Genomic DNA, 16,370 nt, shown 5'->3' with positions numbered 1-16,370 from the left:
TGCCGAGCCCACCTGACGGCAGCAACCGCGTGAACAGCGGGGGCGTCATCATCAACGACGAACATTACACAGCGCTGTTGAGACCGGCGAAGAGGCAGAGGACTGAGAATCCGCAAAGCCTCGCCGTGGGGCGCCAGGCGACCGAAGCAAACACGTCTTCCATCAGGCGTGACTCCGATCAAGCCCGAGCGGACCTCATGGCTTCCTCCAGAAGCCGAGAGCGCTCCGACGCGGGGCGTTGAGCTCGATGGCCAGGATGGGGCAGAACACCTGTTTTGGCGACGGAGAGGCTATGCGATTCCCGGACTGGTAGCTCTCGCCGCGATTCAGGCTGGCATTGGAAGGCGATTGTAGGCCTGGAACGCGCCGATCGCCAGCCAGGCGCGCTGAGACGGATCGCCGACCTCTATAGGATCGGGCACGATATCAGCGGACGACCGGCCGATGTGCAACGTGTCAGGAAAACAGCCGCGCTATTGTCGCCGAGCCTGAACCTTGGCTGCACGAAAGCTCGGCCTGATCGATCACAAGACCAAGCTCGCCCGGCAATACGCGCTCTCACGTTGGGAAGGCGTTCCGCGCTTCATTAACGAAGGCCGCATCGAGATCGACAGCAACACCGTCCAGCGCTCAATCCGTCCGATTCGCGCTCAACCGCAAGAACGCGCTCTTCGCTGGCTCGAACGGCGATGCCGAACACTGGGGCAGTCATGCATCGCTGATCGAAACCCGCAAGCATAATCGTGTCGAGCCACTCGGCTCTATCTCGCCGACGTCCTCAGCAGCATCGTCGACAGCCATCCAAGCAGCCAGATCCACGACCTGCGCCTGCCTACATCCGGGCACCCGAGCTGAAGCCTGTGGCCTGAGAACGCTGCTTTCGCTTGATCAGCCTCGTCTGCTAGCTCCTGTCACGCGGCCAAACTACCTCCGTAGCTGACGTCAACGTCAGCGTTGAAGAAGTACCCCGCACCACGACACGTCTTGACCAGGCGAGGATTGGCCGCATCAGCCTCGAGCTTTCGGCGTAAGCGCAAGATCAGGACATCGATACTTCGATCGTAGACCTCTTCTCCACGCACACGGCTCGCGAGCAAAAGCCGTTCTCTGGATAGTACGCTGCGGGGGTTCTCCAGGAACGCGATCAAGAGATTGAACTCACATGCGGTAAGCTTGACCTCGCCACGCTCTGCACAGATCAGCCGCCGCTGCTTGACGCTGAGCTTCCAGGCTCCAAACCGGAACGAGCGATGATCTTTGGTTCGCGGACTGGCAAGGCGCTGGCGTAGCGCTACGCGAATGCGGGCCAGAAACTCGCGCAGCCCGAAAGGCTTGGGAATGAAATCGGTTGCTCCGAGCTCCAGTGCAACGACTTTTTCCGCCTCATCAAGCCGGTCGCCGCTGATTACTATGATGGGTAAGTCTGATTTTGTCGCCAGATTGCGGACGATCGCAAGTCCATCCTCCCGGCCTAGATTGAGGTCAACCACCACGAGGTCGACAGGCTCATGGGATAGAACGTAGTTAAACTGCTTGCTATCGTTGACTGCGGTCACCTTCAAGGCATGCATCCTGAGATACTCGGCGATGAGGCGTCGCATTGCGGCATCATCGTCAATGACAAGAACATGTTTCAACGGCTCACCTTCAATTTTGAATCCCTGTCCAAAGCTGTTGCCGAGCAACCCTGGGGTACCGATGCAGAACAGCTGTCCCTTGCTTACCACTCGCCGTGGCGTGCGGCCAATGTGAGGCCGTTGCTCGTCCTGGTCTTTTCATCCACAGCCAATTGACCGCACCAAGCAGCCCGTGGCGACCAGACGGATCCAAGCGCCGGCATGACCCTGCCATGGCCTCATTCGCTTTATCGATTCGAGGTCGAATGCAGGCCTGTCAAACCACTGGACTTCGACCGCACGGACGCCCAGTTGCCTGCCACGTCGTTGCTTCGTCGCGTTTCTGGCACGTGCGGAGCTGGATCTCGAAATCCTGCCGCTCGTGCGTCCGGCTCGGACGCAGTGGAGCAGCGCGGCGTTTGATTGATTGCAAAGGCGGTGGGCGCAAGAACGGCCGTGTCGCTACATTGGCCTTGGGCGAATGGAATAGTCTCCTGCCAAGCGGGTTCTTTCGAGGTGGCCGGCCGCGCCAAACCCTGGTTCGGGCGCCCGGCAGTCCGGTTGCGGCTACTGTCCGAGTTAACATTTCTCAGTTGAATGCACACACTCCCTTTGAGCCAGTCACTATGCTTACCGATTGCGCCGTCGGACGCCGCCGATGGCGTGCGGTCTTGTGCAGATGGAACTGTACATAATCCTCTGTTGGCGGCCGGCCGAACAGCTGAACCAGGCTCGCACCAGGCTGCGCTGTGCCGCGATGTCTTCCAGTTGACCCTTGCGCCGCGGATTTGCGCCTTCGAGCCAGCTTCGCGGACGAGCTCGCGGTGTCGATGTACCTGACCGTGTAGGGCCGCGCATGGCTGCTTCTCAAAGCAAATGGCAGCATACGGCAACTTTTGGGCAGCTTGGCGCCTTCGTCGGTCTCCCGTTCGACTGGCCCACGGCACGCGCAGTCTGGACAACCCGCCGAGCTTCCATCTTGCCTTTGACCAGGCGTCCGCAGAAGATCCATCATCCATGACGCCGAAGCCGCGGCTTACGGTCCAGGAGCAACGGACGACCGGGACGGGCAATCCGCACACGACTCATCGTATCAAAATGCTTTGGATGTCGCCGGCTGATCGGACCCGGGCCACCCCGCGCATGCGCGAAATGCTCACCCACGCTGACACCAACAAGCTCTTTGTTTCAGTTGAAGCCGAAAAGCTGAACTTGAACATCACACAGTAACAAACCTCCCCGATAAGCGCGTGCCGGACAGGGCCAGAGCCCGCACGGCGGCTTGGAAAGGTAGGTGATAGGAAATGTTTATTGCAGTTTGGCCGCTGGCCATTGTCCTGTTGACATCCATGTCGCTCCCAGCCGAGCCCGCGCCACTTTCGCCCCGTGAGTTCCGCAGCCTATCGCGCAAATGCGCTCCCTGGGTTGCGCCGTCCACCCTCGCCGCGATTGCCAAGATTGAAAGTGGCTTTGAAACGCTGGTGGCTCATGACAACACCACAGGCGAGCAGCTTCGCTGGATAGACCACCTGGAAGCGACGCGGGGCATCAAGAAGCGACTCGAAGCACAACATTCTGTCGATGTTGGATTGATGCAGATAAACAGCAAGAACTTTCCCACGCTAAGTCTCACGCCGGAAAAGGCTTTCGAGCCCTGCGCCTCCCTTTCGGCTGCCGCCCACTTGCTTGAAAGCCGGTATGCCGGCGGCGCGACTGCTCCGGCGCAGCAACTGGCGCTTCGCCGTGCCATCTCGGCCTATAACACGGGCGACGTAACGCGTGGCTTCGCCAACGGTTATGTACGCAAGGTCGAGTCGGCCGCAAAGGACATCTCAAGTCACCTTGAGCCAACGCTGGAGTCGACCGCTCGCGATGCGCCACATCTTGAGGCGCCCGGTCGCAAGGCCGTGCCGCCTCTGCTCCAACAGAGCCAACAGGCCACTAGAAAGCAGCCCAACCAAAATTCGTGGGACATCTGGGGCTCCTATCAGCCAAACCGCTCCAGGGCCGATCCCTCCGGTCCGACAGGCAGCCAGGCTGCGGAAGAGCGGGAACCCTCGAACCCGAACAAACTCGTATTCGATTGAAATCATGGAGATACAATGATGAAGCCACTCAAAATACTTCGTGCGCTTAAAACGCGTGTTCCTTCGCCTTTTTCCATGTTGCGCATGGCGGCTGAATATGTACCGGCCGCTGCTGCGGGCGTCGCGTGGACGGTCTTCTCCAGCGGGCCAGCCGCGGCCCAGGTGACCGGAGGGACGGATCCTGCCACGATGGTCCAGAATATCTGCACCTTCATCCTTGGCCCCTTCGGACAATCGCTGGCTGTGCTCGGACTCGTGGCCATCGGCATCTCCTGGATGTTCGGTCGTGCTTCACTTGGCCTCGTTGCGGGCGTGGTTGGAGGAATCGTCATCATGTTTGGCGCCAGCTTCCTGGGCAAGGCGCTCATAGGCGGCGGCTGATGAGCGACCGGTTGGAAGTGAGCACCCTCTATGTGGCGGCGACACGCCCCGCCCTTTTTCTGGGGGTGCCGCTGACGCTGGCCGGAGCGCTTATGATGTTGGCGGGGCTCGTCATCATCATCCTTAAGAACCCACTTTATGAAGTCGTGCTCGTGCCACTGTGGTTCGGAGCACGGCTGATTGTTGAGCGTGACTATAACGCCGCAAGCGTCGCGTTCCTCTATTTGCAGACCGCCGGCAGAAGCGTGGACGGGCCGGTCTGGGGCGGCGCGAGCGTCAGCGCCAATCCGATCAGAGTGCCGAAACGCGGAAGAGGAATGGTGTAATGTTTGGCGCCAGTGGCCGGACCGAGAGATCTGGCGAGATCTATCTTCCGTATGTCGGTCATCTAAGCGATGAGGTTGTCCTTCTGGAAGACGGATCGATCATGGCCATGGCACATGTGAACGGGCAGCCGTTCGATTTGGAAGACGCTGAGATGCGCAACTCGCGCTGCCGCGCGTTCAACACGCTCTTGCGCAACATCGCCGATGACAACGTCACGCTGTACGCTCATCTTGTGCGAAACAACGATGTGCCGGAGCCGGCATCGCGCCAGTTTCAAAGTTCATTCGCTGGCAGTCTGAGCGAGGCCTATGAGAGCCGGGTGCTGTCGGGCAAGCTGTTTCGCAACGATCACTTCCTCACTGTCATCGTGTTCCCTCGCACCGCAATCGGCAAGATCGGCTGGCGCATTGCCAAATCCCCCAGGCGCAATGACAACGATCTGGCCGCACAAATACGAACCCTGGAGGACCTCTGGCAGATCATTGCTGGGTCACTCGGCGGTTACGGTCTGCGCCGGTTGGGTGTTCGTGAGAAAGGCGACGTGCTCTTCACGGAAATCGGTGAGGCGCTTCGGCTGATCATGACTTGCCGGTTTCTCCCGGTTCCGATGGTTACCGGCTCACTTGGCGCTTCGATCTACACTGACCAAGTCATCTGCGGAAAGCGGGCGCTTGAGATTCGAAGACCCGGGGATAGCTCCGTGGGATCATTGTTTTCGTTGCGTGAGTATCCGGCGACGACGCGGCCAGGAATGCTAAATCCGTTGCTGTCCGCCAACTTCCCGCTTGTGCTCAGCCAGAGCTTTTCCTTCCTCACTCGGCCACAAGCTCATGCGAAGCTCAGCCTTAAGTCCAGCCAGATGACGAGCGCCGGCGACAAGGCTCTCACCCAAATCAATGAACTTGCCGAAGCAGAGGACGCACTGGCAAGTAACGAGTTCGTCATGGGTTCACATCATTTGAGCCTGTGCGTCTATGCCGAAAGCCTCAACAGCCTTGGAGATCGCGCAGCAAATGCCCGCGCAAGGCTGGCCGACACTGGCGCCGTTATTGTCCAAGAGGGTATCGGCATGGAGGCCGCGTACTGGTCCCAACTTCCGGGGAACAAGAAGTGGCGCACGCGCCCCGGGGCGATCACCTCGCACAATTTTGCCGGGCTTGTCTCTTTTGAGAATTTTCCAAGTGGTTCCACTTCCGGCCACTGGGGCAAAGCTGTTGCGCGCTTTCGCACGAGCGGTGGAACTTGTTTCGACTACATCCCGCATGAGAATGACGTCGGTATGACGGCGATATTCGGACCCGTCGGCAAAGGCAAGACGACGCTGATGACGTTTATCCTCGCGATGCTTGAGCAAAGCGTGGTGGATCGCGATGGTGCGATCGTCTTTTTCGACAAGGACCGGGGTGGTGAACTGCTGGTGCGAGCCACCGGAGGGACATATCTAGCGTTGCGCAGAGGCGCTCCGAGCGGCTTGGCCCCTCTGCGTGGACTGGACAACACCTCCGCCTCGCTGGACTTTCTGCGCGAGTGGTTGATGGCCCTGATCGAGAGTGACGGTCGTGGCCCGATCTCGCCGGAGGAAAGCCGTCGACTGGAGCGTGGCATTGTTCGTCAACTTTCGTTCGAACCCGTCATGCGCTCAATTGCGGGCCTGCGCGAATTCCTGCTGCACGGCCCCTCCGAGGGCGCAGGAGCACGGCTGCAGCGCTGGTGTCGAGGGAATGCGCTTGGATGGGCCTTTGACGGCGATGTCGATGAAGTAAAGCTGGATGCCTCCATTACCGGCTTCGACATGACGCAGCTCCTGGAATTTGAGGAGGTCTGCGCGCCGGCCGCCGCATATCTTCTGCACCGCGTGGGCGCTGTTGTCGATGGCCGTCGGTTCGTCATGAGCTGCGACGAATTTCGCTTCTATCTGCTCAACCCCCAGTTCTCGGCTGTTATCGACAAGTTCTTGCTTACCGTCCGCAAGAATAATGGGATGTTGATACTCGCAACGCAGCAGCCTGAACACGTGCTTGAATCGCCGCTCGGAGCCAGTCTCGTTGCGCAATGCATGACGAAGATTTTCTACCCATCACCGACGGCGGACCGGGTTGCGTATGTCGATGGCTTGAAGTGCACCACGCAGGAGTTCGAGGCAATCCGCCAGGGAATGGCAATTGGCAGCCGCAAGTTTTTGCTCAAGCGCGACAGCGGGAGTGTTGTTTGCGAATTCGATCTCGGCCAGATGCGCGAGCATGTAGCCGTACTCTCGGGGCGTGCCAATACCGTGCGCTTTGCCGACCAGCTTCGTGACCAGCACGGAGAATGCCCCAAGTGCGTGGCTCGACGAGTTCATGGCTCGTTACCACGAAGTTCAAGACTGACGGAGGACTATTCATGAGATTTGCCAAGATTGCAGCGACGGCGCTCGCTGCTTCCTTTCTGCTTGGCACACAGGCCCGGTCGCAATTTATTGTCAGCGATCCGCTAACGGAAGCACAATCGGCCTTAACAGCGGGTTCCACTGCGGCGATCCTTATAAAGTCAGCCCAAACGCTCGCTGCTACGATCGAAATGGTGGATATGCTGACGTCGTCATTTGCTGTCACGGGACTGTTGGGCGCACTCAACCAAGGAAATCACTACCCATCCAGCAATAGGCTGGAGGAGCAGATGTTTGATGGTGGGAAGCCAGCTTCGACCATGGCGTGGAACATTGCGGGGGACTCAAATCGGACAGTCACCGGCTCCGATGCAGAAGCGGAACTGTTAAAGGCACAGATCTCTGGTGCCGCCAATACCGCAGCTCTCGCAGCCGACACTATGGGCGTAATGGACAGGCGCCTTAAGAATAACGCCGACACGCTTGGTCAGCTTTCCCGCTCGGGAAATATCGTGCAGGCCACAGTGACCAACGGTCTGGTCCTCAAGCAGATTCACGATGCGATCATTCAGAATGTCCAGGCCACGAGTCTGCTGACGATGGCCACTGCACAAGCGAGCCTTCACGCCGCGGAGGAGGCTGCCACGCAGCGTCGCGAACGCCGGGACACCGCCAAAATGTTCGGCAGCCTCCCGTGAACCACGCAGAGTTCATCCGGCTCAGCTGCGCTGATCAGGGACAAATCAGGCTCAGGCCATGACTTTCAGGATTCCCGCGCCATTCACGGCCATACACACGATCTTTGATGTGGCCTTTACGTCAGGGCTGCACAACGTGCTTGAAAAAATCCAAGAGGCGGTCAGCGCGCCTCTGGTTGCGTGTGTGACGCTTTGGATAATAATCCAAGGCTGTCTGGTCATGCGTGGTCAAGTCGATGCGCGCGGGGGTATCTCGCGCGTAATCATGGTGTCGATTGTCGTTGCCCTTATCTTAGACCAGTCCAACTACCAGCATTACATTGAAGCGTTCTTCGACGACACGATTCCTAGGTTTGCTCACCAGATAAGTAGCAGCGACTTGCCATTCGTCGATATTCCCGGGAAGCTCGACTTGATGTTTGCTTCAAGCCAGTTTGCGTTTCAGATGATTGCTTCCGAAATTGGGCCTATGAACGGCCAGGACATACTTGCGTTCGAGGGAGCGCAATGGATTTTCTACGGCTCGATGTGGACAGCGTTCGAGATCTACGATGCCGTGGGAATTCTGACGAAGGTGCTCTTGACGATCGGCCCTTTGGTCCTTGTAGGCTATCTTTTCGATCACACGCGAGACATGGCCACCAGATGGATCGGCCAACTGCTCTCGTACGGGCTGCTGCTTCTCCTCCTCAACATCGTTGCAACGATAGTTATCGCTGCCGAAGCAGTCGCGCTGGGGGGCATGATTATCATGATCAAAATGTCGTCCACGACAGCAGCCAAGATCATCGGGCTTTACGAGCTCGACATGCTCTTCCTGGCTGGCGACGCTCTGATCATCGCGCTTCCGACGATCGCCAGCAGCATCGCCGGCGGCTCTTGGGCAGGCGAGAACCGATCTCTGAACAACCTCAACCGCTACTTTGCCAAAACGGCGCGTCATTAATCAATAACCGGTGCCAAAAACATGAAACGCTATCTACTGTTGTCAATCCTCGCTTTGGCGGCCTGCAAGACAACCGATCGGCTTGCGACCTGCACGGGTACGCCATCAGGATTTGTTGAATCGGCCCGCCGCAACTGCCAGTCCAGACGAAAGCAATTTTCACTATGTCGCAAAGGGCGATCGATCGCTGGCGCCGCTGGAAGTTTTCGATAATGGCTTTACGACCGTATTTGGCTTCGCAAGCAATTCCCGCATACCCTCCCTGTACATTATCAATCCCGACGGCAAGGAAGCCGCTGCCAATTACACGGTCAAAGGCGACTATGTTGAAGTATCCGCCGTCGCCCGGGAATGGCGTCTGAGAGATGGCAACACGGTCTTGTCCATTTTCAACAGGGCTTATGACCCTGTGGGACGAGCGCCAGGGACCGGTACAGTGACACCCGACGTGTGGCGCGTTTTGAAAGGCTCGGGACGATGAATGAAACCGGCCCGCAGGCGGGACATGATGTCCATGCATCCGGATCGATGGTCTCTGAGCCGGCCCGCCGGCATGTTTCGGGATCACAGAAGTTGGTCGTCGCTGCTCTTGTTCTGATCTCGTCTCTATCGCTCATCTGGCTCGGAGGTCGTTCCAGCACACAAGACGAACCATCTCAGCCAAAACCGCCAATTGTCGCCAACGCCGAGCCATTCCGTCCCGTGCCAATCGAGGTTGCTCCAGAACCTCCAGCACCGGCAGAGGCGGCGCAGGCGGCAGATCTTGCGCCATCCACGCCGCCCCCAACGGCGCCAGCTGATGCGCCGCCAGAGGAAACACCAATTTTCGCCTACAGTAGCAGCAGTCAAATGCCCAAAGACGGTCAGCGGAGCGAAGACGACCATAAGGATGCTCCCACGACACCGGATGAGATTTCAAGCGGTGGCGATCTGTCAGGCCGGTTGAAGCCAGATATACAGGAGTCGAGCCGGGCCACACTTTTGCCGCACCCTGATCTCGTGATTACTCAAGGAACGATCATTCCATGCATTTTGCAAACGGCGGTCGACACAAATTTACCCGGCTATGTGAAGTGCGTCTTACCTAAAGCCGTCCGCGGCGCCACCAACAATGTCGTGCTCTTGGATCGCGGGACGACCGTGATTGGCGAGATCCAGCACGGTCTCCAGCAGGGGGATGCGCGTGTCTTCGTGCTGTGGACGCGCATCGAAACACCTGACCATGCCCTCGTTTCGATAGCATCGCCGGGCGCTGACGAGCTCGGCCGCTCCGGAATGCCTGGCACGGTGGACAATCACTTCCGGGAACGCTTTGGCGGAGCGATTCTCATGAGCGTCATCCAAGGCGCGTTTCAGGCGGCTGGTCAATATGCGGCCAGCTCTGGCGGAGGAAGCGGCATCAACAGCTTCCAGAGCAATGGTGGACAAGCCGTCGAGACGACATTGAGAGCGACGATCAACCTTCCCCCAACCTTGAAGAAAAACCAGGGTGACGCCGTATCCATCTTTGTGGCTCGGGACCTCGACTTCTCCGATGTATACGATCTTAGAGCGACTGCCGTGGCGCCGTCCCCCCAACATCGCGAACGCCGGAGAGACAACAATGCAATCGGAGGCTGATCCTCAATTGCGTTTGCTTCTCGAGCCCGTTCTGAAATGGCTTGAGGAGCCAAGGACCGAAGAGGTCGCCATCAACCGGCCTGGGGAAGCCTTTGTCCGACAGGCCGGCGTGTTCACGAAACACGCGCTGCCACTGTCTTATGATGATCTGGAGGACATCGCGATCCTCGCCGGAGCGCTGCGCAAGCAAGATGTCGGACCCCAAAGCCCCCTCTGTGCGACTGAGTTGCCGAACGGAGAGCGGCTGCAGATCTGTTTGCCGCCCGCTGTACCCTCAGGAACAATAAGCCTGACGATACGGCGTCCCTCAAGTCGTGTGACCGAACTCAAGGAAGTTTCTTCTCGCTACGAATACTCGCGTTGGAATCAATGGCGGTCACGAAAAGAGCGCCAAGAGCGGCAGGACGAAACGATTCTTCGGCACTACGACCATGGCGACCTGGAGGAATTTTTGCGAGCCTGCGTCTGCGGCCGGCTCACGATGCTGCTTTGCGGACCTACTGGAAGCGGAAAAACGACAATGAGCAAGACTTTGATCAACGCTATACCCCCGCATGAGAGGTTGATCAGCATCGAGGACACGCTCGAACTTGCAATCCCGCACGAGAACCATGTCCGCTTACTCTATCCAAAGGACCGGGCAGGCGCAGGTACAGTGACGGCCGAGCAACTGTTGCAAGCCAGCTTGCGCATGCGCCCTGATCGAATATTGCTTGGCGAGATGCGCGATGATGCCGCTTGGGCCTACCTTAGTGAAGTCGTCTCCGGCCATGCAGGATCGATATCAACGATTCATGGGGCTGATCCGGTCCAAGGTTTCAAAAAGCTCTTTTCACTCGTCAAGAGCAGCGCGCAAGGAGCCGCTGTGGAAGACCGCACGCTTCTTGACATGCTGTCGGCTGCCATTGACGTCATCGTACCGTTCCGTACCCAAGGCGACGTGTATGAGGTGGGAGAGGTATGGCTCGCCGCCGATGCCCGGCGACGGGGAGAGACCGTAGCCGACCTTCTCAATAAGCACTAAGGAAACGTCTCGGGATCGATAAGTCGGTGATGTGACGCGTCATTGTTCTGCTCCAATGCCCTTTTGACGGTCTTCTCGGATTGCTTGGGTAGCCCGATCGAGTCGGCGGGATCATGCCATCATCATTGTACGAACCGCATGCTGCATTGTCCGGGACGAAACCGGCTTCGCTAGCCAAAGGACGAAGGCCTGATTGGCAGATGTGACCGGCATGGGGTCGATTTCGCCTACGACTATGACAGGCACCGTCATGAGGGTGGGGCATACGGATTCGGCCTGTCCTCGCTCCAGGAAAGGCATTTTACCCAAGATCAGCAGGTCGGCTGCCTTCCCGCTCTCGGTCCAGCCGCAAAGACTTTCGAAGGTCGCGAAGCCGACGGGCTTATAACCCAGCGCGGCGATCTTGTCCTTGTAGATCTCCAACTCTGCTGGATCGGGCTCCACGACTGCAATGATTTCTCCTTTGCCAAGTGATCCGTCGTATGGACCGAAAGCGATGTCAGCGCTGACTGGCTTCTCCTCGCAGGCCGGTAAGTAGATGTCAAACCGCGCCCCTCGGCCAACAGCCGAGGTGACGTCAAGGCATCCTGCGAGCGCGCTCACGTGCCTGTCGACCGCAGCAAGACCCAGCCCGGTCCCGCCGACGAGAGAGCGCGTGGTAAAGAAGGGCTCAAAGACATGCGGAAGTATCGAACTTGCGATTCCTGGGCCATCGTCGCTGATGGAGAGGAGAACGTAATCTCCAGGTCTCAAGGTGCCCTGAGCCAGCGGCTTGGTTTGGCACACCTGGGCGCGGGAAACGCTAACCTCGACACGGCCCTCGTTCAAGACAGCCTCCGACGCGTTCTTGCACAGATTTATGAGGATCTGCTGCATCTCGGTTGGGCTGCCCTCGACCACCGTTTGCCACTCGTTGATCTTGAAGTTCAACTGAACATCCGCACGAACTGTAACCCGCAGCAATGACGCGAGATCCATGACAACTTCGGAGACGTTGAAAGGCACTGCAACGCGCTTTCGGTTTCGGCTGAGCGACAAGATCTGGTCAACGATCAGCTTGGCTCGGTGACCAGCTAAGATGATTTGGTCGATGTGGTTCCGAATTCTGGAGGGGCGACGCACCAGACCTTGGGCAATCTCTGAATATCCGATTATCGCGCCTAAAATATTGTTGAACTCATGTGTGGCGCCGCTTGCGATCGTGCCGACGGTCCTCAGCCTTTCCACATGCTCCCACCGACTCACCAGAAGGTCGCGTTCGGTATTTACACGTTGCATTTCAAGATGGTTGCTCAAACGCACAATGGCACTGGCAAGAACCCGCAGGTCGTCTGCTGAGGGGAGTGAGCGATCTTGTTCAAAAACAAGGATGCAAACCACAGCCTGCTGATCGGAGGCCCTGCAAGCAACAATTTGACAAACACCGGAAGTACCTAGGGCGGTCCGAACCATTTCCGCCGCCGGAACGACGCGAAACACCGGTCGTCCGGCACGGACAAGTGAAACGACTTCCTCAATAAGCGCGACGTTCCAGACGGGTATGCACGTGTTCGCCACAAAGCACTCAGTCTGCCTGCTGAGACTCGGATCCACCAGAGCAAGCGCGCATTGATGCGCATCGAAAACGCGTTGCACGACTCTAAGCGCTGCTTCGGTGGAAAAGCGCGCCGCGGCGTTCTTTGCTTTGCTATCGTTAAAGCGAGATTCGATCTCACGCATTGCCTCTTCAAGCTGCAACCGCCTTTTCAGCCGGTTCATCCGCAAATGCTGCCTGGAGGAACGAATGATCGCAAACAAGCAGAGGCATATGGATAGCAAGCCAAAGGAAAATCGCGTACGCTGCGCTTGCGCGCTGGCCAAGTTGTAGCCTTTCAGATGCTCTCGCTCCAGTTCGGCGGCCCTGGAGGACGTGTCGAGGGATGCGATCTGATTGGCAGCTTGGTCCAACCTCCATAAACAAGACAGGAGACTGCGGAAAATGCCCAAAGCATCCGCGGCAGCCCGGGCCTGGCTCGGAGCAAATCGGTCGGGAGGCTGATCCATCTGTGATGCAAGGGTGAGCCCCGGTTCGGCCGAAAACGCGATCAGCTTAGACAGTGCAACCCTGCGCGACGATGCCCCCCCAAGGCGACCAAGCGAGCGAGCAAGATCTGCAAGAAAGTTTTGCACAAGCTGATCTTGCTTGACCAAGGCTGAGACGGCAGCCTCTTTGTTTTCGATCGACTTTATGAGCTGCGCGCGCAATCTGGATTGCCCGGAGCTCTCATCGGGCGAAACCTCGGGAGGGCGTTGCAAGTTTTCACGATTCCTTTGCAATGCCTGTCCGGTAGAAGAAACCGACCGGGAGTCCAAGACCATATCCGTGCGGGCGCGGGCGACGTCGCGCCGGAGTAATGCATCGTTGATCTGAATCGTTCGCAGTTGGCTTAGGATCGCGTCGTTGATCTGCGGAGGCTGCCCCTGCGTCCCGACCAAGAGCGCAGTCGAGGCGGCTAGGGCGATTACAATTGCTTTGTCGGAACTGAGCCGTGTTTCCCAAGGAAACGGCGTTTTATGCGCGGTGCACGCCTTGCGAAGGTCCAGCCCGCAGTCCAGCTCGCCACGGATTCGGTAGGCGGCCGGATGCTGCTGGAATAAGAAAGCCACGCCTACCTCTCCCCTTATGAGGACGGTTCAACACCGTTGCCAAACTTGGTTTTGAGCCGCTTCCAGAACGGGAATGAGCGTCCAAGGACCCCCGCGATGCGGAGCACATCGTTGCGATCTTGGAAGCAGATGAATACAACGCGCAGGCGGTGCTTTGCCCCTTCGCGGCTTCAGGACCCTCAGCTGAGGCCCAGGATGAAGCGCCGATTGGGTGAACGGATAGGGCGCGCGTTCCGGGGATATAGCGAGGTAAATCGCTCCATGTCTGCTGGGTCAACCTCAACCGGTTCCGTCGCCACCATCCAGTCGACGTTTTCCGTGCACGGTGGTGATGTCAAGGATCCTTCATATGTCCAGTAGCCAAGCGAAGCCGGCAGAAGCCCGTTCGGGTCGACATTGTCGACCGCTGCCTCTTCGCCCGACGTTGCTGGAAATGCTGCAGCAAGCCTGGCAAAACTGGCATTTGTCGCGCCTGGCGTCAGAAACACGCCCAGCACACCCAGAGTATCGCTGTTGCGGTCCTTATGGACAAAATGCGCTTCCATCGGGAAAGTCTTGCCTGCGACGTGGTGCTCGCTTGGCGCATGGAAGTGGAACTGTAGCAGCTCATAGACACGATCCCCCCGAGTGAGCGTGCTGCCTTGCGGCAGGTTCGTTTGAATGGTGTGGCCGTTGTTAATCATCCTGCCGCCACCCCTGTGCCAGCCTATGGCGATGTGGGGTATATCCGCTTTGACCGCGCCCTTGATATCGACCGGCGATTGCTGCATGCCCGCCGAGCAGACCAAATTCGTCTTGTCCAGCTGCCCCCATTGTTCGGGTCCGACCGGGCCTGCATATCCCCATTCGGTGCTGGCCGCCCGCGCGGCTTCAGCGCAAATAGGACACGCACCCAGCGCAATGAACCCCTTGATCAGATTACGACGGTGCATATTGGCTTGGCTCCTCTCAACACGTCAATTTAGCGCTGGCCGAGAAACTGCGGTCGAGGCTGTGGGCGACGTCCTCGCAATTTGCAGCCGAACAGTTCGGTCCGCCGCCATCGCTGCTTCGGGTTGACCGACATAGGACAGTCCCGCGGCCGTGCTCGCCACCACATACGGTGTGCAGTGATTTTCACCCGGCAGATGGTCCCAGCTACTTGGCCGAAGCCATAGTCTCCACGACGGCCGATTGCCGTTGCGTCGCAGATCAGATGGTCGCCCCCACCGAAGATCGCCTCGGCACCCTGGCCGCACTGGGCAAGCGATTCCATGCAACGACTCCGATGGCGCCCACCACGCCAAGTGACGCTTCATATTCATCATTGGACAGCCAGAAAAATCGATTGCTTCGATAAGAACATCCACGACATGGATGCATTGATGCCCAGTTTGCGGTGCTGCTGAGGACACCGGTTGACATCGGAGTGTCCGCCATATCTCGGCGAATGCGACATCACGACCCCGAGGCTTGCGCCCCTCTGGGCGGTCCGCTGCGTGGTCGGCCATGTTCATGGGCAACTCAGGTTCTTGGTGAACTGTACTGATGTTGCAAAGACGCCCGCCGAAAGCTGATCCTGAACCACTGAGGAAACTTGACGAGTGCCTGAAGGGAACGTCCAGGTGTCTACCGTTCTTGCCGTGCCGGCGAAGCTCGAGATATCGAGCAGCTCATCGTAATGGGGGTAGCACAGCCGGGATTCATATGGGCCGAAAGATGTCCCGGACCAGCTGTTGAGTGGCATTACTGAGCGCTCGGTGGGAGCCTCGCTGAGCAGGCTATGAAGTCCAGCAACGAATTCCGGGCATGATCTTCCGGGACGACGTCTTGAACATCGCAAGGCCGGACACCGAGGTCACCACTCGGATCCCCGACATTCAGATTCGTTGCGCTAGAACGAGCTTTGGAATCGCAGTACGCCGCCGAGGCTGTCCGCTTTGCCGTGTGTCGGATTCATGCCGGAACGGCCGACGGCAGTGAGATTGGCGTAGTGGGCATAGTCGACTTCGGCTGTGACTGTGAAACCTGGAATGGCCATATAGGCGACGTTTGCAGCCAGTCCGGAGTTCCTGAGCTGATCACCAGAGAGCTGGAGGTTCAACGACGTTTTCTCGTCGAGCGTGTAAGTGGCACCCATCCACAAAGCCCAGTCGCCGCTCCAATTCTTGTAGAAGCCGCGACCATGAGCGGCGACTGCCTTGGTTGGGTCGTCGTTGAGATTGCCAACGGAGCCGTAGCCGAACATACCGAATAGCGACAGGTCATCTGTGACATTGACGTCGATGCGGACCTTGCCGGCCAAAGCGTCGTAATTGCTGTCACGAGCGATGACGCCGGTGATTGCGCCCCCGGCCTGCGTCTGTCTCACGCCTAGGACGACGTGGGGAACATGGCTGTCGAGAGAACCGACCTCACCCGCCCCTTGTTCAAGTGAAACCAGAGCTGAAAAGCCATTGGCGAAATCCAAGTAGTACTGAGCCACGTTGGTATCGAAGTCGCCATACGGAACAAGCGCGTTATTGAGGATGTTCCCAGCGTATCCGATAAATGTGTCGAAGGCCGATTCGTCCTTCCCGACTCGGAGACCACCAAGCTGGATCCAGGCGGAAGCCAACTTGGCGCCACTGTTGAAGGCTTGGTTCTGAGCACTGTCCGGACCCGGATAAGGGTTGCGG

General features: G+C 58.2%; 13 protein-coding genes and 3 pseudogenes. 12 read left to right on the top strand and 4 right to left on the bottom strand.

Translation table 11 applies throughout. From position 1 onward, the window contains the following. Both AC0L3E_RS33330 and AC0L3E_RS33325 read left to right on the top strand, forming a co-directional pair. The coding region (locus AC0L3E_RS33330) for a hypothetical protein (protein WP_473606719.1) at positions 1–242 on the top strand (242 nt) is incomplete at its 5' end. Between the two features lie 121 nt (positions 243–363). After that, positions 364–855 (top strand): annotated as a pseudogene (locus AC0L3E_RS33325) (IS66 family transposase); the annotation flags it as partial. A gap of 56 nt (positions 856–911) precedes the next feature. Here AC0L3E_RS33325 and virG read toward each other — a convergent pair. Beyond that, the gene (gene virG / locus AC0L3E_RS33320) at positions 912–1,637 is read right to left on the bottom strand and encodes a two-component system response regulator VirG (protein WP_473458219.1); all 726 of its coding nucleotides are present in this window, start codon (positions 1,635–1,637) and stop codon (positions 912–914) included. A gap of 996 nt (positions 1,638–2,633) precedes the next feature. Here virG and AC0L3E_RS33315 point away from each other — a divergent pair. From AC0L3E_RS33315 to virB11, 10 genes and pseudogenes are all read left to right on the top strand, one after another. Next, a complete protein-coding gene (locus AC0L3E_RS33315) occupies positions 2,634–2,846 on the top strand; it encodes a hypothetical protein (protein ID WP_473606718.1) in 213 nt (70 codons plus the stop codon). Between the two features lie 74 nt (positions 2,847–2,920). Next, positions 2,921–3,703 carry a type IV secretion system lytic transglycosylase VirB1 gene (locus AC0L3E_RS33310; RefSeq protein ID WP_473606716.1) on the top strand — a complete coding sequence of 261 codons (783 nt, stop codon included), beginning with the start codon at positions 2,921–2,923 and terminating at the stop codon, positions 3,701–3,703. A 75-nt stretch (positions 3,704–3,778) separates the two neighbouring features. After that, entirely contained in the window at positions 3,779–4,084 is a 306-nt protein-coding gene (gene virB2 / locus AC0L3E_RS33305) for a pilin major subunit VirB2 (RefSeq protein ID WP_473458220.1), read from the top strand. Continuing rightward, positions 4,084–4,410 (top strand): type IV secretion system protein VirB3, encoded by a 327-nt coding sequence (locus AC0L3E_RS33300; protein ID WP_473564846.1) that lies wholly within the window; start codon positions 4,084–4,086, stop codon positions 4,408–4,410. The genes virB2 and AC0L3E_RS33300 overlap by 1 nt, the downstream gene beginning before the upstream one ends. Further along, a pseudogene (virB4, locus tag AC0L3E_RS33295) lies at positions 4,410–6,780 on the top strand (type IV secretion/conjugal transfer ATPase VirB4). Before AC0L3E_RS33300 ends, virB4 begins: the two are co-directional and overlap by 1 nt. A gap of 13 nt (positions 6,781–6,793) precedes the next feature. After that, positions 6,794–7,477: a TrbJ/VirB5 family protein gene (locus tag AC0L3E_RS33290; RefSeq protein WP_473606715.1), complete on the top strand. Its 684-nt coding sequence runs from the start codon at positions 6,794–6,796 to the stop codon at positions 7,475–7,477. Between the two features lie 58 nt (positions 7,478–7,535). Beyond that, positions 7,536–8,423: a type IV secretion system protein gene (locus tag AC0L3E_RS33285; protein WP_473606714.1), complete on the top strand. Its 888-nt coding sequence runs from the start codon at positions 7,536–7,538 to the stop codon at positions 8,421–8,423. A 100-nt stretch (positions 8,424–8,523) separates the two neighbouring features. Continuing rightward, a pseudogene (locus AC0L3E_RS33280) lies at positions 8,524–8,904 on the top strand (TrbG/VirB9 family P-type conjugative transfer protein); the annotation flags it as partial. After that, entirely contained in the window at positions 8,901–10,043 is a 1,143-nt protein-coding gene (gene virB10, locus AC0L3E_RS33275) for a type IV secretion system protein VirB10 (protein WP_473458166.1), read from the top strand. The pseudogene AC0L3E_RS33280 and the gene virB10, both read left to right, overlap by 4 nt. Beyond that, positions 10,027–11,067, top strand: coding sequence for a P-type DNA transfer ATPase VirB11 (virB11, locus tag AC0L3E_RS33270; RefSeq protein WP_473606712.1), 1,041 nt, complete (start codon positions 10,027–10,029; stop codon positions 11,065–11,067). Before virB10 ends, virB11 begins: the two co-directional genes overlap by 17 nt. 111 nt (positions 11,068–11,178) lie before the next feature. On the opposite strand, the gene AC0L3E_RS33265 is transcribed toward virB11, so the two are convergent. From AC0L3E_RS33265 to AC0L3E_RS33255, 3 genes are all read right to left on the bottom strand, one after another. Next, the gene (locus AC0L3E_RS33265; protein ID WP_473606711.1) at positions 11,179–13,713 is read right to left on the bottom strand and encodes a two-component system VirA-like sensor kinase; all 2,535 of its coding nucleotides are present in this window, start codon (positions 13,711–13,713) and stop codon (positions 11,179–11,181) included. 179 nt (positions 13,714–13,892) lie between these two features. Continuing rightward, positions 13,893–14,645, bottom strand: coding sequence for a carbonic anhydrase (locus tag AC0L3E_RS33260; protein ID WP_473564855.1), 753 nt, complete (start codon positions 14,643–14,645; stop codon positions 13,893–13,895). Between the two features lie 941 nt (positions 14,646–15,586). Further along, on the bottom strand, positions 15,587–16,370 hold a 784-nt coding region (locus AC0L3E_RS33255), incomplete at its 5' end, for a porin (RefSeq protein ID WP_473606710.1).

This window comes from Mesorhizobium sp. WSM4822 (assembly GCF_055811155.1).
This window is presented reverse-complemented; position numbering and strand designations above follow the sequence as displayed.